The organism is Bacillus pumilus, from assembly GCF_038738535.1.
Classification (GTDB): domain Bacteria; phylum Bacillota; class Bacilli; order Bacillales; family Bacillaceae; genus Bacillus.
The window spans coordinates 1,121,903-1,139,058 of the sequence record NZ_CP046128.1; the positions used below are offsets into that span (position 1 = coordinate 1,121,903).

The 17,156-nt window shown below is 41.5% G+C and carries 18 protein-coding genes and 1 riboswitch; of the genes, 12 read left to right on the plus strand and 6 right to left on the minus strand.

Translation table 11 applies throughout. From position 1 onward, the window contains the following. Positions 1-69: 69 nt before the first annotated feature. The 3 genes from cls to pepF all read left to right on the plus strand — a co-directional run bounded on the left by cls (position 70) and on the right by pepF (position 4,953). Positions 70-1,590 (plus strand): cardiolipin synthase, encoded by a 1,521-nt coding sequence (gene cls, locus GKC25_RS05420; protein ID WP_034663247.1) that lies wholly within the window; start codon positions 70-72, stop codon positions 1,588-1,590. A gap of 161 nt (positions 1,591-1,751) precedes the next feature. After that, positions 1,752-2,912, plus strand: coding sequence for a competence protein CoiA (locus tag GKC25_RS05425; protein WP_034663244.1), 1,161 nt, complete (start codon positions 1,752-1,754; stop codon positions 2,910-2,912). 214 nt (positions 2,913-3,126) lie between these two features. After that, on the plus strand, positions 3,127-4,953 hold the full coding sequence (gene pepF, locus GKC25_RS05430) for an oligoendopeptidase F (protein ID WP_302621039.1): 1,827 nt from the start codon (positions 3,127-3,129) through the stop codon (positions 4,951-4,953). Between the two features lie 103 nt (positions 4,954-5,056). Here pepF and GKC25_RS05435 read toward each other — a convergent pair whose 3' ends face one another. From GKC25_RS05435 to GKC25_RS05455, 5 genes are all read right to left on the minus strand, one after another. Then, positions 5,057-5,230, minus strand: coding sequence for a hypothetical protein (locus GKC25_RS05435; RefSeq protein ID WP_034663238.1), 174 nt, complete (start codon positions 5,228-5,230; stop codon positions 5,057-5,059). Positions 5,231-5,526: 296 nt separating this feature from the next. Then, a complete protein-coding gene (locus tag GKC25_RS05440; protein ID WP_034663234.1) occupies positions 5,527-6,438 on the minus strand; it encodes a ClpXP adapter SpxH family protein in 912 nt (303 codons plus the stop codon). After that, entirely contained in the window at positions 6,435-6,833 is a 399-nt protein-coding gene (locus tag GKC25_RS05445; RefSeq protein ID WP_003211417.1) for a thiol management oxidoreductase, read from the minus strand. Before GKC25_RS05445 ends, GKC25_RS05440 begins: the two co-directional genes overlap by 4 nt. Positions 6,834-7,109: 276 nt before the next feature. Beyond that, the gene (locus tag GKC25_RS05450) at positions 7,110-7,877 is read right to left on the minus strand and encodes a lytic transglycosylase domain-containing protein (RefSeq protein ID WP_034663232.1); all 768 of its coding nucleotides are present in this window, start codon (positions 7,875-7,877) and stop codon (positions 7,110-7,112) included. Positions 7,878-7,898: 21 nt separating this feature from the next. Then, on the minus strand, positions 7,899-8,477 hold the full coding sequence (locus GKC25_RS05455; RefSeq protein WP_034663230.1) for a CYTH domain-containing protein: 579 nt from the start codon (positions 8,475-8,477) through the stop codon (positions 7,899-7,901). A gap of 236 nt (positions 8,478-8,713) precedes the next feature. Here GKC25_RS05455 and GKC25_RS05460 point away from each other — a divergent pair, with 236 nt between their 5' ends. The 4 genes from GKC25_RS05460 to GKC25_RS05475 all read left to right on the plus strand — a co-directional run bounded on the left by GKC25_RS05460 (position 8,714) and on the right by GKC25_RS05475 (position 11,519). Continuing rightward, positions 8,714-9,079: a hypothetical protein gene (locus tag GKC25_RS05460; protein WP_034663228.1), complete on the plus strand. Its 366-nt coding sequence runs from the start codon at positions 8,714-8,716 to the stop codon at positions 9,077-9,079. A gap of 33 nt (positions 9,080-9,112) precedes the next feature. Then, the gene (locus GKC25_RS05465) at positions 9,113-9,742 is read left to right on the plus strand and encodes a GTP pyrophosphokinase (protein WP_034663227.1); all 630 of its coding nucleotides are present in this window, start codon (positions 9,113-9,115) and stop codon (positions 9,740-9,742) included. Between the two features lie 65 nt (positions 9,743-9,807). Beyond that, positions 9,808-10,608, plus strand: coding sequence for an NAD kinase (locus tag GKC25_RS05470; protein WP_034663225.1), 801 nt, complete (start codon positions 9,808-9,810; stop codon positions 10,606-10,608). A 44-nt stretch (positions 10,609-10,652) separates the two neighbouring features. Next, complete coding sequence (locus GKC25_RS05475) at positions 10,653-11,519, plus strand: RluA family pseudouridine synthase (protein ID WP_262417141.1); 867 nt, start codon at positions 10,653-10,655, stop codon at positions 11,517-11,519. Between the two features lie 42 nt (positions 11,520-11,561). Here GKC25_RS05475 and prpE read toward each other — a convergent pair whose 3' ends face one another. Continuing rightward, on the minus strand, positions 11,562-12,305 hold the full coding sequence (prpE, locus tag GKC25_RS05480) for a bis(5'-nucleosyl)-tetraphosphatase PrpE (protein ID WP_034663218.1): 744 nt from the start codon (positions 12,303-12,305) through the stop codon (positions 11,562-11,564). A gap of 162 nt (positions 12,306-12,467) precedes the next feature. Here prpE and GKC25_RS05485 point away from each other — a divergent pair, with 162 nt between their 5' ends. The 5 genes from GKC25_RS05485 (at position 12,468) to thiS (ending at position 17,155) form a co-directional block, all read left to right on the plus strand. Next, complete coding sequence (locus tag GKC25_RS05485) at positions 12,468-14,309, plus strand: monovalent cation:proton antiporter family protein (RefSeq protein WP_034663215.1); 1,842 nt, start codon at positions 12,468-12,470, stop codon at positions 14,307-14,309. Between the two features lie 59 nt (positions 14,310-14,368). Then, positions 14,369-14,478, plus strand: a riboswitch (TPP riboswitch). 78 nt (positions 14,479-14,556) lie between these two features. Then, a complete protein-coding gene (gene tenA, locus GKC25_RS05490; protein WP_034663213.1) occupies positions 14,557-15,267 on the plus strand; it encodes a thiaminase II in 711 nt (236 codons plus the stop codon). Continuing rightward, positions 15,242-15,859, plus strand: a complete 618-nt coding sequence (gene tenI, locus GKC25_RS05495; protein ID WP_034663211.1) for a thiazole tautomerase TenI — start codon at positions 15,242-15,244, stop codon at positions 15,857-15,859. Before tenA ends, tenI begins: the two co-directional genes overlap by 26 nt. Continuing rightward, the gene (thiO, locus tag GKC25_RS05500) at positions 15,843-16,955 is read left to right on the plus strand and encodes a glycine oxidase ThiO (protein WP_342689929.1); all 1,113 of its coding nucleotides are present in this window, start codon (positions 15,843-15,845) and stop codon (positions 16,953-16,955) included. Before tenI ends, thiO begins: the two co-directional genes overlap by 17 nt. Beyond that, complete coding sequence (gene thiS / locus GKC25_RS05505; RefSeq protein ID WP_034663206.1) at positions 16,952-17,155, plus strand: sulfur carrier protein ThiS; 204 nt, start codon at positions 16,952-16,954, stop codon at positions 17,153-17,155. The genes thiO and thiS overlap by 4 nt, the downstream gene beginning before the upstream one ends. Position 17,156 lies beyond the last annotated feature (1 nt).

Below are 17,156 nucleotides of genomic sequence, written 5' to 3' on the forward strand. Positions count from 1 at the left end.
TCTATAGAGGAATCGGCTTTTTTATCTGAATGAATAGGTAAATAAAGAGATCGGCAAGGAGAAAATGAAATGAGAAATTTAGTCAAAGTTCTATTTTTTCTTATCATTACGATAGGTGCTTATTTAGTCATTCAATTAATTGCCGGTGATTTAGCGGTAAGTGTATTAAGTTCTGTCAGTGTTCTATTCACTTTATCGATTATCTTCATCGGGTTTGTCATATTCTTGGAGAACCGGAATCCATCTCAAACGATTACGTGGCTTGTCCTGCTTGGCAGCTTTCCGTTATTCGGCTTTTTGTTCTACATTTTCTTTGGACGCAATATCAAAAAGCGCCGGCTGTTTGAAAAGAAAGCCATCCTGGACGAACAGTTAATCCAGGAAGATGAACATATTCATAGAGAAGCGATTGAGAAAATGACGCATATGGGTGATCATCAGCAGCTCTTATTTAAGCTGGCTCACAGACTTGGACATACCCCTATTACGTATCGCACGTCCTCTAAAGTCCTGACCAATGGAGAAGAAACATTCTCTCATATTTTTGAAGAAATCAAAAAAGCGACACATCACATTCATCTAGAATATTATATTCTCCGCCACGATGACCTTGGGCAAGAATTAAAGGATATTCTAATTGATAAAGCGAAAAATGGCGTGATTGTCCGCTTTTTATATGACGATGTAGGAAGCTTAAAGCTCTCTCGTCAATATATTGCTGACCTCGAAAAGGCTGGCGTTCAGATCGTTCCGTTTTTACCAGTCAGGCTCCCCCTGTTAAATAATAAAATCAATTTCCGAAATCACCGAAAAATTGTCGTGATTGATGGAGAAGCCGGATTTGTCGGCGGGCTGAACATTGGAGACGAATATATGGGCAGAAGCAGACAATATGGATTTTGGCGTGACACGCATTTGATGATTAAGGGGGAAGCTGTTCGTGACCTGCAGCAGATTTTCATGCAGGATTGGTACTATATGACGAATGAGAGATGCGCAGGTGTGGACTACTTCAAAGATTTCAGCCACCTTGAGAGCACAACAGAAGGCGTACAAATGATTGCTGGCGGTCCTGATAAACAGTGGGAGGTCATTAAAAATCTCTTTTTCTCCATGATTATCTCTGCCAAAAAGTCTATTTGGATCGCTTCACCGTATTTTGTGCCGGATGATGATATTTTGTCTGCATTGAAAATTGCTGCATTAAGCGGAGTAGACGTACGGATTATTGCTCCGAAGAATCCAGATAAACGGATCGTCTTCCATGCGTCCCGTTCATACTTCCCAGAGCTTTTAGAAGCAGGAGCAAAGGTGTATGAGTATGATCAAGGCTTTATGCATAGTAAATTTATCATTGTGGACAGCGAGCTGGCTTCGATAGGAACGGCCAACATGGATATGAGAAGCTTTCATTTGAATTTTGAAGTGAATGCCTTCCTATATAAAACGAAAAGCACAGAGAAGCTCGTGAACGACTTCTTAGGTGATTTAGAGCAGTCGCATGAAATTGTCCCAGAAGAATTTGCAAAGAGACCGTTAAGGGTAAGACTGTTTGAATCCACAGCAAGATTATTATCACCATTACTATAAAGATTGTATTTTCCCCCTTTTTATCAGGGGGTTTTTTCATTTTCCTCAGGAAAACATCAGTAAAATCATGTTTTGATACGATAAAAGTTCATTTTGCCTATTCGCTTCATAATAGACGAACAAGCTATAATACGGTCATCAAAGAGTAAGGGGCGAGCTGAATGAATACAGCGATCATGGATAATGGAAAGCTTATTCGAATTACACATCATTTATCGAAAAACCGGCTGGAGCATGTAAGAACGACATGCAAATTTTATTGTCCTGATTGCAGGGAGGAGGTGCAATTAAAGCTTGGTGAACAACGTGTCTATCATTTTGCACATAAACAGCTGACAGCATGTCCACTAGCCTCAGGCGAAACGGCTTATCATCAGGCGGGGAAAGAAGCCATCATGAATTGGCTTCAGCAGCTGGGACATAAACCGGTGCTTGAAAAGTATGTGTCAAAAGTTCATCAGCGTCCTGACGTGGCCGTCTCTATTGGAGGAACAAGCTATGCAATTGAATATCAATCTTCAAATATTTCCCGGCAAGAGCTGCGTAAAAGAACAGCAGGGCTCCGTGAAGCGGGGCTCATCCCTATATGGGTAATAGGGGCAAATCGTTTAAAGCGAATATCTGCCCAGCTCTTTTCCTTCTCCTCCATTCATTGGGGAATGTTAAGGGAATCACAGAAAGGGAGTCTGATTTTTTACTGTCCGCTCCAGAATAGATTCATCCATCTTGCTCAACTTCTCGTATTTCAACCAACGAAAATATGTGCCGCCATGACTGTCAGACCGCCAACAGCATACCGCGAACTTTCGGCGCTCCTATCTCAGCCCTCAAGCAAGCGTCCAGTCTACAAGCAATGGCTTAGATGTATACAGCAATTTAGGCAGCGGCCTCCCCGCATTTTATCAAATGAAAGCAAACGGTTGAGAGACATTTTCTATGAGCATCATCAAATGGCTTTCCCTTTTCTGCCAACTGAATTATTTATCCCGCTGAAAGAAACGTATATTTTTACAAGTCCTGTTTATGTCTGGCAGGGGTGTCTGTATGATTGGATGATGAGGAAAAAAGGAAGCAGTCCAGTAACGGTTCAACTGCTGATGAAAGAAATCAAGCGGTGTGTCCAGATGAAAGAAGTAAAGCTCCGATACGGTGATGTTTCAATAGAAGAAATACAAGAGGTCATCACTGCATATGTTAAGGCGCTTGTCAGACAAGGGTTTTTACACATGACGAAAGAGGGTAATTATGAAGTAGCGTCGAATCAAATGCCGATACGAACAGTAGATGAAGCGTTCAAACGAGATGCTTTCTTATTTCATTAGCATGTTTCATGCCCACTTTGATCATGATAAGAAAAAGGTGGTGCTGCGATTGAATAGAAAGAAACGCTTTTTTCTTATTTTTTTAGTCTGTTTGGTATTTATTTCTGCATATGATTTGACAAATATAGTTCAAAACAAAGAAGATAAATACAACACCAATTTCTTTCACTTTCCGAAAGGTTGGTTCAACACAACTTATGCAAGGGGGATTCATATGACTTCACAAAGCAAAAATAACCATTTACCAGACAGAAGCGAAGTAAAAGAAGAAAACAAATGGCGTCTTGAAGATATTTTCGAAAGCGTTGATGCATGGAACAAGGAATTCGAAGCTGTCAAAAAAGAAATTCCTAAGCTAGCCCAATTTAAAGGCAAGCTGGCCCATTCTGCTGATGTGCTGTATGAAGCCCTAACCTTTCAGGATCAGCTTTCTGAAAAGCTTGGTAAGCTTTATACATATGCGCACATGAAATACGATGAGGATACAACTAACTCATCATTTCAAGCGCTGAATGATAAAGCATCGAATTTATTTACACAGCTCTCTAGTACTTCTGCTTATATTGTTCCAGAGATTTTATCGATTCAAGAAGATAAGTTGCAGCAGTTTATTCTGGAAAAAGAAGAATTAAAACTGTATTCCCATGCTCTCGAAGAAATTAATAAAGAGCGTCCACATATTTTAAGTGAGGAGCAAGAAGCTTTATTAGCTGAGGCCTCTGAACCACTCTCAACTTCATCTACTACTTTTAGTATGTTTAACAATGCTGATATTTCGTTCCCTTCTGTAAAGGATGAAAATGGGGAAGAAAAGAAGATTACCCACGGCAACTTTATCACATTTTTAAACAGTGATGACCGTGAAGTGAGAAAGAATGCCTTTAAAGCTGTGTATAAAACGTATGATCAGTATAAAAACACGCTTGCTTCGACACTGAGCGGTTCGATTAAAAAGGATAATTTTTATGCAAAAGTACGAAATTATAACTCAGCAAGAGAAGCGGCACTATCTCGGAACAGTATTCCAGAAGAAGTATATGACAATCTGATTGATACAGTTCATCAATATTTACCGTTATTACACCGTTATATTGAATTGCGTAAAAAGGTATTAAAGCTTGATGAAGTGCACAATTATGACTTATATACACCACTTGTAAAAGATGCTGGTATGAAGCTAACCTACGATGAAGCAAAGGATTATATGCTAAAAGGGTTAGCGCCATTAGGAGAAGAATATGTGTCCGTGTTAAAAGAGGGACTGAGCAATCGCTGGGTAGACGTTTATGAGAATAAAGGGAAACGCAGCGGTGCGTATTCATCTGGAAGCTATGGCACAAATCCATATATCCTCATGAACTGGCAAAATAATATTGATAATTTATTTACTCTGGCTCATGAATTTGGGCACTCTGTCCACAGCTACTATACAAGAAAGCACCAGCCATATCCGTATGGAAACTATAGCATCTTTGTAGCTGAAGTGGCTTCTACGACAAATGAAGCGTTACTAGGCGAATACCTGCTGAATCACCTAGATGATAAAAAGCAGCGTTTGTATGTGTTAAATCACTTGTTAGAAGGATTTAGAGGAACGGTATTCAGACAGACGATGTTTGCTGAGTTTGAGCATCTTATTCATGTGAAAGCGCAAGAAGGAGAGGCTTTAACGCCGGAATTTATGACGAACCTTTATTACGACCTGAATAAGAAGTATTTTGGAGACGGCATGGTTGTGGATAAAGAAATCGGATTAGAATGGACGAGAATTCCTCACTTCTATTACAACTATTATGTCTATCAATATGCAACAGGCTATAGTGCTGCTCAGGCATTAAGCAAGCAAATATTAGAAGAAGGAAATCCTGCGGTGGAGCGCTACACAGACTTCCTTAAAGCAGGAAGCTCTGATTATCCAATCAATGTGTTGAAAAAAGCAGGCGTTGATATGGCTTCCAAAGAACCAATCAAAGCAGCATGTCAATTGTTCGAAGAAAAGCTGAAAGAAATGGAAGAGCTCATCTCTAAAACGGGTGAGTGATGAAAAGACTTCTGTCAGACGCGTGAGTGCAAACTCATCTTTTGACAGGAGTTTTTTTCTCATAAAAAAAGACCTCTTCGCATGTAGAGGCCGTTCCTTATCATCACCCTTTAAATCCCTTAAAGGTCTTCCGGTGGTTCATTCGATAAAGTGTAAAAAGAATAGAAGCAAATAAGAGTGGGGATGTTAGATAAAGAGGAAGCATTTTCATTAAGCCTAATATATTTAAAAAGAAACATAAGCCAATGGAAACAAGTCCAATGGTTGTGCTGCGCATGCAGATCCCTCCATTTTTTCGTTACTTTCACTATATGAAAGTGACAACCCTCTTATGTTTTGTGACAAAAATATGAACATATAGTATATCTGTTGTCATAAGTCGACAAAATTTGATATACTACAGATGTGAAATTAATCACATACAAACATTACCCCTTTGTTTGACCGTGAAAAATTTCTCCCATCCCCTTTGTTGTCGTTAAGACATAGTGAAACCGCGCTTATCCCGGCGCGGTTTCTTCGTGCTTAAAAATAGAATGTATGTTCCTTTTTAGGGTAAAGAAAAAACATGGGTCAGCACCCATGTTCATTCTCACAGCGGTAGAGATCAAGATCTGAATGATGATCATCTACTTTATAGCGCCAAAACATTTCTTGATGTACTTGTACACGTTCTACCTTTTTAGCGAAAGCCAGCTTTTTCATTTCTCGTTCAACTTCTTCAAGTGTCAGGTCATAAACGACAGCAATCTCTTTTGCAGATGCAAATTGAAAGTAAGCAATAAACCATTCAATTGGAGGCCGTTCTGAAGGTGTTGGTTTTTCACCAATCATTTCAAAAAGGATTTCCTCGTATACATCATAAGAGTACGCACCTGAAATTTTTAATCCTTCATCCCCGTTTACTGTATTAAAAAAGGCAAAGGTCGGAAGCTCAGATACGTCCATTTCAGCTGCAATTTTCATATCACATTGTAGTGCTTTAACAGCACTTTGAGAATGAATATCGCGCTGGAATTCCTCGATGTCCAGTCCAGCACTTTTTGCATTTTCTAGCAGCACATGTTCACTTGTCACATCTTGCTGATGGCAAAAAAGTGATTCTTGAATGAGACGCAGAAACTTCATTCCGCATTTTCTGCCTTGAAGCTCAGCCGCTTTTAATGCAAGCGAGGCGAGGTAGGGAGAAGTCACAATTTGTTCGGACAGCATTTGTTCTTTTTTGGTCTGAGTTTTGGTAGCAAATTTCCCCCATGCTTCGGTCAGTAAATGCTTTTTTCGTTTTCGATTCAATGCATTAATACTAGAACTTGTCACCGTTCGTAAAGTGAAAAAACGGCCGTACTTCATTTTCAATTTTTTAATGGATGGCTCTAATAACCAGCAGTCTGGACTTAGAGGGTCAATGAATACATAGATTTCAATCGGCTTTTGAGGATGTCCGTGACAGTGTGAGAAATATTGATCGTGCGTATTGCAGCTCAAGATCGTCCATCCTTTTCAGGTGTTTGATTGACCATATGACGAGCCGTTAGAGAAAGCCGCTCAAATAAAAAGTCACGAATATCGCCGGTTAATCCTACTTGATCCATCGCATCCTCCATGCATTCAAGCCATGCGTCAGCCCGCTCCTCAGTAATCGGAAAAGGGAGATGTCTCGCCCGCAGCATAGGGTGGCCATGCTCCTCTGTATAAAGCGAGGGTCCGCCTAAATATTGAGTTAAAAACTGTTTTTGTTTTCTTGCTGTTTCTTTTAAGTCATCCGGGAAAATAGGATGAAGCAAAGGATGACACTTTACATTTTCATAAAAAGTATCAACAAGTTGCGATAGAAGTTCCTCTCCAACCGCTTCGTAAGGTGCGTTAAACGATTGTACCATGTTGACTACTCCTTTTACTCGTAGTTAATAGGATGAAGCGCCCTATTGTAAATTCATTTATTTCAAAAGTGATATTCAGTTTGTTCTATTTTATTGTTTCTATTCTTGTATACTTATTTTAACAACCTCAACTCAATTCCACAAACAAACCGCTTTGGTCTATTGGAAATAAGGGGAGAGGCGGGTTCCGTGATCAATTGACCATATCATAACACATTCAGTCAAAAAAGGGTGAAAAGCGACATACAAAAAACCGAAGAGGTTATTCTCTTCGGTTTAAGCGAAATATTGTGCTGTGATTTTCTTTACATAATTTTGTGTTTCTTTAAATGGTGGTATGCCACCGTATTTATCAACATTTCCTGAGCCTGCATTATAAGCAGCTAAGGCGAGTGAGACATTTCCATTATATTTCTGAAGCATTTGTTTTATATACTTCGTGCCGCCTTCGATGTTTTGAGCCGCATCAAAGGCATTATTCACACCAAGTGACTTAGCAGTAGATGGCATAAGCTGCATGAGGCCAAGTGCTCCTGCATGACTGACTGCATTCGTACGATAGCCGGATTCTTGCTTGATGACCGCATGAATCAGCTTCTCTGGAACGCCATGCTTTTGAGCCATTTGTGACACGATTTGATTAATTTCTTTTGATGATGAGCCGTTTGAAACAGCCTTTTGAAGCGGCGGCGTGTAGCTGTTGTTTAAGACATTCCCAATGCCGTTCGCTGTATTCAATTGAGCGTCATTCGCATATGAAGATGGAGATTGAAGCTGCTCACTGCCAGCGATAGCAGACAAGTATGGGTTTGTACGTGCGTATTGCGTGTTCGGAGCCGTTGATGGGTCCGTTCCCATAAACGCAGAAATAGAAAGCGGCAGGCGTGATAATTCTGATCCGCCTAAAAAATCTTGCAGCAGCGACTGAAATGAAGCTTGTGCATTCGATTCTTGGCCGGCCGGTATTTGTGTTTGTCCAGGGTCTGATTGTAACGTTTTAAGCGCTTGAAGCTGCATAAAGGATTGAAGTTGATTGACGTTCATCATGTTCCTCCTTCAAGGAATTCATCTATTCTGTGTTTTCATTTTCTCTTCATAAAAACGTACGACTTTGTTTTTCGTGTTTCGTACAGGGATTTGGAATTTTTGGAGCAATGCGGAGAATGCGGCTTGTCCGATTTCCAGGTCGCTCACTTCAAATTCAAGTTCATAGTCCTCTACTGTTAAATATCGGCTGTGATCCAAAACAATTAAGCCTTCTTTGATCATTTTTTCAGCTCTTGATGTTTCAAGTGAACCAAAATACACAATTTGATCCTTTTGAATGTTCAGATGGTCTAACCTGTCAGCTACTTCACCTTCTGGCAGCTGAAAATCGTCAAGGCTTGAAGGAGGAGCGATCGTTTGGTGGGTTTCGAGCAAGCCTATTTCGTGTGGTTCCTTTAACGTGAGAACCCACTGACCGTCTTTTTCTCTCATTCTTAGTGCAGCGAATTGAGATTTTATATCAAATTGAGGTGTATCAAAGTAATAGTTGGTTTGTGTGTGAAAATCCGAATCCTTCAATTGAAAATGTTGTTTCAGCTGTTCAAATTCTTCTTTCATTAACAATTGCTTTAGCTCTATTTCAATTTCCTGTGCCATTTTGACATCAACCTTTCATTTAGAGGAAATATGATTATTGTACATGAAGTGTGTTCATCATGTAAAAGGCTGTTTTTATCTCTTATTTCTCTTTCCACATGTGCCAAAATAAATGGAGAATCATGTGAAAGGATCATTTATAAGAAGAAAATAGGATTTTCTCAAAAAGTTCGGTTTATCAATATTGAACTTGATATGATAAAATAAAGCTGTACTTTGTTGTAAAGGAGATCATGATGCAAAACCGAATTGAAATCACAGAAGCAACTTTAAAAGAAGACAGGCTAATTTTGACGACCACGTCAGAAGAGCAAATCCAAAAAGCAAAAGCATCAGGACAAATGCTTGTTGATTCTGATCACTTTGCGTTCGTTTACATACTTGAAAACGAGGAGTCCTTTTCGTATCTTATCTTAGGGGAACATACATGGGCTCCATTAAAAGAAGCAATGAATCTTGACATCCCTGTCTATTTGGCAGCGGGAGAACATTCGTTAGAACTCATTCAGCTTCATCAAGAATTACATTATTTAATCGACAATATTAAAGACAATGCCAATTACGGAGATATGGAAGAGAAAGTGAAGAGCACATTCCTCTGAAATAATTAGGTATATGGAATTGGGGGAAGTTTCATGGACAAAAAACAATGGGATCAATTCCTCGCACCGTATAAACAAGCAGTCGAAGAATTAAAAGTGAAACTAAAAGGCATTCGAAAGCTGTATGAATTCGAGGATGACCATTCACCAGTAGAATTTGTCACAGGCCGAGTGAAACCTGTTGCCAGCATATTAGAAAAGGCAAAGCGTAAAAACATCCCGATGCATGAAATTGAAACGATGCAGGATATTGCTGGGCTTCGCATTATGTGCCAGTTTGTAGAAGACATACAAGTCGTGAAAAAAATGCTCCAGTCACGAAAAGACTTTGTGGTTGTTGATAAACGCGACTATATTGCAGAACATAAAGAAAGCGGATACCGTTCGTACCACCTTGTTGTGTTATATCCGCTGCAAACGATCAGCGGAGAGAAGCAGCTCCTCGTCGAAATCCAAATTCGTACACTTGCGATGAACTTTTGGGCGACCATTGAGCATTCTCTGAATTATAAATATAGCGGGAATATCCCGGAGAAAGTCAAGCTGCGCCTTCAAAGAGCTTCTGAGGCAGCATCTCTTCTTGATGATGAGATGTCTGAAATTAGAGGGGAAATTCAAGAAGCACAAGTGGCATTTTCCCGGAAAAAGAAAAACGACAGCTGAGCCTGAGCTTGATCAAATATGATGCTGCCCTCTCATAGCAGCAAGGTGGAAAAGGAGAAGAATTCATGAAATTTGCAGTTTCTTCGAAAGGGAATTCTGTATCTGACACACTCAAAAATAAAATTCAGACCTACTTATTGGATTTTGGGATGGAACTCAATGAAGAGGAACCGGATCTTGTCATTACGGTTGGTGGAGACGGCACCCTTCTTTATGCGTTTCACCGCTATAGCAACCGTCTGAATGAAACAGCTTTTGTCGGTGTTCATACAGGTCATCTTGGTTTTTATGCTGACTGGGTGCCAAGTGAAATTGAAAAACTCGTCTTAGCTATTGCGAAAACGCCTTATCACATTGTGGAATATCCGATCTTAGAAGTCATTGTCAGATACAACGACGGCGGCAGAGAAGAGAAATATTTAGCGATGAATGAATGTACCATTAAAAGTATGGAAGGGACGCTTGTGGCAGATGTTGAAATTAGGGGTCAGCTGTTTGAAACATTCAGAGGTGACGGTCTTTGTCTGTCTACACCGTCTGGCAGTACAGCCTATAATAAAGCACTTGGGGGCGCCATTATTCATCCTTCCATTAGAGCCATTCAGCTGGCAGAAATGGCTTCAATCAACAACAGAGTGTTTCGAACGGTCGGTTCACCGCTTATTTTGCCAGACCACCATACTTGTGTCATTAAACCGATGAATGATGTCGATTTTCAAGTAACCATTGATCATTTGACGCTGCTTCATAAGGACGTCAAATCCATTCAATGCCGGGTAGCCGATGAGAATGTCCGTTTTGCCCGATTTAGACCATTTCCGTTTTGGAAAAGGGTGCAAGATTCCTTTATCGGAAAAGGAGAATAAGAAAGAGGTCGTTCTCGCTGGAATACTTTACGCTAAACAAAACCATGACAGCCAAAGAAGAAGGGCTGCTTTTAAAGAATTATTTAATAGATCTTGGCATTTCAAAAAGAATGCTGGCGGATATTAAATTTGATGGCGGTGATCTCCTCATTAATGGAGAGCATGTGACTGTGAGATACAAGCTGCATAACAGAGACAGGCTCACCATTTTATTCCCAGAGGAAAAAGTGAGTGAAGGGCTGAAGCCTGCTCCGATTCCGCTTGATATTTTATTTGAGGATGAGCATGTCCTTGTGCTGAATAAAAAGCCATATATCCCGTCCATTCCTTCTCGGGAGCACCCAGAGCACAGTATTGCGAATGGATTGCTGCACCATTATACAGAGCATTCTGTTCGGCTGACGGTTCATTTGGTGAACCGCCTTGATCGTGATACATCGGGCGTCATGCTCGTGGCCAAGCATCGCTTTGCCCACAGCCTTTTATCAAAGGCGCAAAAAAGTGGAGCGGTCAAACGAACATACAGAGCGTTTACACATGGCATGATCTCGGAAAAGTATGGAACCATTCGTGCAAAAATTGCCCGAAAAGGAGATAGTATCATCGAGCGAATGGTCGATGATACTGGACAGGAAGCAGTGACGCATTTTACAGTGCGAGCGGTGGACGCTGAGTTGAACATGTCAGATGTGGCTCTATCACTTGAAACTGGGAGAACACATCAAATTCGTGTTCATATGAAGTATCTTGGTCACCCCCTCATCGGAGATACGCTATATGGCGGAACGAGTGAGCGGATGAACCGACAGGCACTGCATAGTGAGACTCTTGTCTTTCCTCATCCGATGACTGGGGAGGAAATGACATTCTCGGCTCCGCTTCCTGAAGACATGAAATCATTGCTGCTTTAAATAGAGAAACCCGGCTACCTGCAAGCGCAGGACCGGGTTTTTTTATGATGTGAAATGCTGAAACCTTGAATCGTCATAAGGCATAGAGGAAGGAACAGAGACCGTTTCAAGCTCAGGATATGTGAGGGCAGACAGCCGGTGGCCAAATACGCAGCCTGTATCAATATTGACGGTTCTGCCAACGAATCGGGGTTCTTTCACTGGTGTATGTCCGTATACAATCCACGGTTTTCCGCGATATTCCTTTGCCCAATCCTTCCGCACAGGTCGTCCATCTGGCCATGTTTCTCCTGTGACCGCGCCAAATAATAGATAGGATCGCATCTGTTTGTTCGGCTTTCTTCCAATGTCCTTTTCCTTCATCGCTGCGTGAGCAATAATCAGTTCATCAGGAATGAGTACATCGTAAAGCGGAGCCTTCTCAAATAGCTGCTTAAATTCATGTGACAATTTGGTTTGTTCATGAAGGGGCAGCTTTTTTATTTCGTTCACTGTGGTTTCGATGCCATGAAGTAATTTCACGGGATTTCCTTTCAAATAGCGATAAAGCTTAAAGCAATGGTTGCCAGGTACGTAGCGGATCGCGCCGTGTGCGTAGGCATGAATGACAAATCGCATCACATCTACTGACTGAGGGCCTCGATCTGTTAAATCACCGACAAGGGCTAGCGTTCTCTTATCAGGATGGACGGGTAATCCATGTTTGAGTTCGTATCCTAGTTTGTGTATGAGGGTAAGCAGCTCTTCGTAGCAGCCGTGGATATCTCCAATGATATCAAATTTCATAAGATTTCCTCCTGATCTTTCTCATCCATTCATCGGGGTTAAAGAAGTTTGAATTTTAGAACATATAACGAATGGCTTTCTTTTCATTTAGGCAATTGTTAGAATCAATGCTTTAACGTAAAACTTAAAAGATTAAACATCAATGTTAGGAGGCTTTAGCCAATGGAGCATACATCTGTTTCATCACTCGTTGTCGTTATTATTGTCGCCTTTTTCACCCCACTTTTATTGCACCGATTTAAGCTGACCATTCCGGTCGTTGTTGCTGAAATCATCATGGGGCTCATCATTGGAAAAAGCGGTCTTCAACTGGTAGTTGAACATGATGCATGGTTAGACACGTTATCCATGCTCGGTTTTATTTTTCTGATGTTTTTAAGTGGACTTGAAATAGATTTTTCTTCTTTTGAGTCAAAGAAGAAAGCACGAGAACTGCCAAATGGTCTAAAAGAACCAAATACGTTTAAGGCAGCCACGATTATTTTTGTTGGCGTATTTAGTATTTCTTTTATCCTGTCCTATGCGTTTGTACTTGCAGGGTTTATCCAAAATGCCTTTTTAATGACGCTCATTATATCGACCATCTCATTAGGGGTCGTGGTTCCCACCTTAAAAGAGGAAAAGTTAATGCAGACGAATATCGGTCAAATCATCTTGCTTGTCGCCGTCATTGCTGATTTGGTGACGATGATTTTACTTGCTGTGTTTTCCTCCATTTATGGCGATGGTACAGGGAATATGTGGCTTCTGCTCTTATTATTTGCTGCGGGCATTCTGCTTTATTTATTTGGCCGCGTATTTAAGACAAAGTCAATTTTTCAGTCCATGTCAAAAGGGACCGTGCAAATTGGGACAAGGGCGATCTTTACTCTCATTATAGTCTTAGTTGCCTTATCTGAATCACTCGGTGCTGAAAATATTCTTGGGGCGTTTTTAGCGGGCGTACTTGTGTCCCTTCTTTCGCCGAATAAAGAGCTTGTCCAGCAGCTGGATTCATTTGGCTACGGATTTTTGATCCCCATCTTCTTTGTGATGGTCGGAGTGGATTTGAATATATGGGCACTGTTCAAGGACCCAACCATTATGATCATGATCCCGCTGCTGTTTATTGCATTACTGGTTAGTAAGCTCATCCCGATTCTTTATTTGAAAAAATGGTATGACATGAAAAAAGTGATCGGTTCTGGCTTTTTATTAACATCGACGTTATCACTCGTCATTGCAGCTGCGACGATCGGGGAGCGGCTCGGAGTCATTGACCATAAAATGTCTGGAGCGCTGATTCTAGTCGCGGTACTGACGAGTATTTTAACGCCTGTTTGGTTTAAAGCGCTGTTTAAAAAAGAACAAGCTGCGAGCCATAAAAAACGTGTGACCTTTATTGGTGCAAATCAGCTGACCTTACCTGTCACACTTGATTTACATCAGGATGAATATGATATTCGGATTTTGCATGTCTTTCAAGAAAATAAAGAAGCGCTGCTTGCTGACTCCATCTTTGAAGTCGAATCGATTGAAAAGTACGACGATGAGACGCTGCGAAAGGCAGGCGTTGGCCAGGAGGATGTCCTCGTCGTCGCAACAGGCAGTGAGACGAAAAATAAGGAAATTGCTTTATTTGCAAAGGAAGAAGGAGCGAAACAAGTCATTGCTAGTGTCAACAAAGCTGAGACAGAGCTGACATTGAAGGAAGCAGGCATTGATACGTTTTCTAATTTCCTATCATCTAAAACGGTGCTAAGAGCCTTGATTGAAGCACCTGATGCGATTCGATTATTAACAAATGAGGATACTTCCTTGTATCAAATTCAAATGAACAATCATCGTTATCACAATGTCATGCTGAGGGAATTTCCGTTTACCGGTGATTTGGTCTTTGTCCGTATTTTCAGAGGGGTAGACAGCTTAGTACCACATGGAGATACCACGCTTAGAAGCGGCGACCGTGTGCTTGTGTCAGGCTCTCGTGAGTATGTGGCAGGACTAAGAGCCCAATTAGAGTAAGAATGAACCCTTGACCAATGAACAATTCCTGATTAAGATAGAAGTACAACATCATATATTTGATCCACTAGGGGAGTCCTTTAAAAGGGCTGAGATAAAAGTGTCGACTTTTAGACCCTCATTACCTGAACAGGTTCATACCTGCGTAGGGAAGTGGTGCGGTTTTTGACTATGCTTTTTACAAATTCCAAGCCACTTTCCACGAGGAAAGTGGCTTTTTTATATGGAAAAACAGGAGGAGAGAAACATGACGTTTTCAACTGAATGTAAAGAAGCAGCAGCAACATGGTGGAATGGAAGCTTCACACACCCATTTGTCAAAGGGATTGGAGATGGCACGCTTTCACTCGATCGTTTCACGTATTATGTGATGCAGGATTCATATTATTTAACTCATTTTGCAAAGGTGCAAGCATATGGCGCAGCGATTAGTGAGGACTTACATACGACGGGCAGAATGGCGTATCATGCGCAGGGTACGTATGAAGCAGAGCTGTCGCTGCATAGAAAGTTCACAGAGCTTTTGCAGATTTCAGATGAAGCCATCGAGAACTTTAAGCCTTCTCCGACTGCTTATGCGTATACCTCTCATATGTACCGATCTGTGAAAAGCGGACGATTTGAAGAGATTTTAGCCGCATTATTGCCGTGCTACTGGCTATATTATGAGGTGGGTGAAAAGCTGAAACAAACCACACCTGACCATCCGATTTATCAGGAATGGATTTTGACATATGGAGGGGATTGGTTTAAGGAGCTCGTCTTTGAACAGGTCAACCGCTTTGATGAACTAGCTGAGAAAGCACCAGAACATGTACGGGCCAATATGAAAGAAAATTTTGTGATTTCAAGCTATTACGAGTACCATTTCTGGGAAATGGCGTATCAAAAAGAAACATGGCAAACAGCATGCTTAGATGGGGTTGGTGCAAATGGAACTCCACGCAGTGACAAATGATTCGCTTCCTGTGGATGAACTGATCAAACAAATAAAAGCCATCGCACCTGAAGTGGATTTTATTCATATCCGGGAACGGTCTAAAACAGCAAGTGAGCTTGTTGATCTCGTGAAAAGACTCTTTTTAGAAGGTGTACCGAAAGAGAAGCTCATCATCAACGACAGAGTAGACGTTGCACTGCTCACCAATATTCACCGGGTACATCTCCCAGGCCATAGCTTTTCGCCAAAAGAGCTGCGGCAAAAATTCCCTCACCTTCATGCGGGTGTCTCTGTTCATTCGATAGAAGAAGCGAAAGCAGCGGAGAAAAATGGAGCAGAGTATGTCATGTTTGGGCACGTATATGACACTACTTGTAAACCAGGACTTCAGGCAAGAGGCGTACAGCTTGTGAAAGAACTGACATCTGCACTGTCTATTCCAGTGGTGGCGATCGGTGGATTGACACCTGACCGCATTCCAGAATTGAAACACGCGAATGTGAAAGGGATTGCTGTCATGTCTGGGATTTTTACTCATCATCAGCCGCGCATGATGGCACAAGCATTTTCTAAACAGGTAAAGGAGCATCCTTATGAAGAAGCATTATGACGTTGCAATCATTGGTGGTGGAATCATAGGAATGTCCATTGCCTATCACCTTGCAAAAGCAGGAAAGCATGTCGTCTTACTTGAGGCGAATGAGGTAGGGAAGCAAACGACAAGTGCGGCTGCTGGGATGCTCGGTGCACATGCTGAAGGAGAGGGTCATGAGGATATTTTTTTTCAAGCAGGCAGAGCAAGCCAGGCATTGTACGAGAAGTTAAAAGTCGATCTACAGCATGAATCTGGCATTGATATTCGGACATCAGCGGGCGGTATCATGAAGGTAGCCTTTACAGAAGAAGAGAAACAAGCACTTTGCCGGATGCAGTATTTGTCTACATTTGATTGGCTTGACGCAAGCAGCGTAAAAAAATGCATGCCTCAAATGGCAGATAACATCTTAGGGGCAGGTTTGATTAAAGAGGATGTTCATGTCGAACCTTATGCGGTATGCCGGGCATTTTGGCAGGCGGCGGTAAGGTTCGGGGCAGATGTGAAAGAATGTACACCCGTGATCGAAGTGAAGCGGGAGAAAGAAGCGTTAGCAATTAGAACAACGAAGGGAACATTCACATGTGATGATCTGACTGTAGCGAGTGGTGTATGGTCTGGCCGTTTTTTTGAAGAGCTTGGATTATCTCATTCTCTTTATCCAGTAAAAGGGGAGTGTGTGTCTGTATGGAATAATGGTCCAGCACTCGCGCACACCATTTACCATGATCATTGTTATATCGTTCAACGAGATAGCGGCAAACTGGTCGTTGGCGCAACGATGAAGCCAAACGAATGGCAGGCTGTTCCAACGCTTGGCGGCATCGAAGCTGTGATTCAAAAGGCGTCTCAGCTTATGCCTTCGATCAAGGAGATGCCGATTGATCAGTGCTGGGCTGGTCTTCGTCCGGCTACAACTGACCGGCATCCCTACATTGGAAGACATCCAGAAGATCAGCGTATTCTTTTTGCTGCAGGGCATTACAGAAATGGCATTTTACTTGCCCCGATTACTGGAGAGATCATTTGCGACCTGATATTAGGTGAACCGGTCAAAAAGGAATGGCTTCACGCGTTTCGTATTGGCCGAAAGGAGGCACTGTTTGTATGAAAATTCAATTGAATGGCAGAATCGTTGATTTCGATCAAGAGAATGGAACGATCTATGATCTGCTATCAGCCTATCAGCTTGAAAATCGAGTAGTGATCGTGGAAAAGAACCAAGAAATTATTGACAAAGAAGCGTTTCAACAAGTAAAAATTCAATCTAATGACACGATTGAAATCGTTCACTTTGTAGGAGGAGGATGAC

Bases quoted from the DNA above. Each gene is read 5' to 3' on its own strand.
- tenI (WP_034663211.1), top strand. From the start codon at position 15,242: ATGGAACTCCACGCAGTGACAAATGATTCGCTTCCTGTGGATGAACTG.
- GKC25_RS05475 (WP_262417141.1), top strand. From the start codon at position 10,653: ATGACAGCCAAAGAAGAAGGGCTGCTTTTAAAGAATTATTTAATAGAT.
- GKC25_RS05465 (WP_034663227.1), top strand. From the start codon at position 9,113: ATGGACAAAAAACAATGGGATCAATTCCTCGCACCGTATAAACAAGCA.
- GKC25_RS05435 (WP_034663238.1), bottom strand. From the start codon at position 5,230: ATGCGCAGCACAACCATTGGACTTGTTTCCATTGGCTTATGTTTCTTT.
- GKC25_RS05455 (WP_034663230.1), bottom strand. From the start codon at position 8,477: ATGGCACAGGAAATTGAAATAGAGCTAAAGCAATTGTTAATGAAAGAA.
- tenA (WP_034663213.1), top strand. From the start codon at position 14,557: ATGACGTTTTCAACTGAATGTAAAGAAGCAGCAGCAACATGGTGGAAT.
- GKC25_RS05450 (WP_034663232.1), bottom strand. From the start codon at position 7,877: ATGAACGTCAATCAACTTCAATCCTTTATGCAGCTTCAAGCGCTTAAA.
- prpE (WP_034663218.1), bottom strand. From the start codon at position 12,305: ATGAAATTTGATATCATTGGAGATATCCACGGCTGCTACGAAGAGCTG.
- GKC25_RS05470 (WP_034663225.1), top strand. From the start codon at position 9,808: ATGAAATTTGCAGTTTCTTCGAAAGGGAATTCTGTATCTGACACACTC.
- thiS (WP_034663206.1), top strand. From the start codon at position 16,952: ATGAAAATTCAATTGAATGGCAGAATCGTTGATTTCGATCAAGAGAAT.
- thiO (WP_342689929.1), top strand. From the start codon at position 15,843: ATGAAGAAGCATTATGACGTTGCAATCATTGGTGGTGGAATCATAGGA.
- GKC25_RS05425 (WP_034663244.1), top strand. From the start codon at position 1,752: ATGAATACAGCGATCATGGATAATGGAAAGCTTATTCGAATTACACAT.
- GKC25_RS05485 (WP_034663215.1), top strand. From the start codon at position 12,468: ATGGAGCATACATCTGTTTCATCACTCGTTGTCGTTATTATTGTCGCC.
- cls (WP_034663247.1), top strand. From the start codon at position 70: ATGAGAAATTTAGTCAAAGTTCTATTTTTTCTTATCATTACGATAGGT.
- GKC25_RS05460 (WP_034663228.1), top strand. From the start codon at position 8,714: ATGCAAAACCGAATTGAAATCACAGAAGCAACTTTAAAAGAAGACAGG.
- GKC25_RS05445 (WP_003211417.1), bottom strand. From the start codon at position 6,833: ATGGTACAATCGTTTAACGCACCTTACGAAGCGGTTGGAGAGGAACTT.
- pepF (WP_302621039.1), top strand. From the start codon at position 3,127: ATGACTTCACAAAGCAAAAATAACCATTTACCAGACAGAAGCGAAGTA.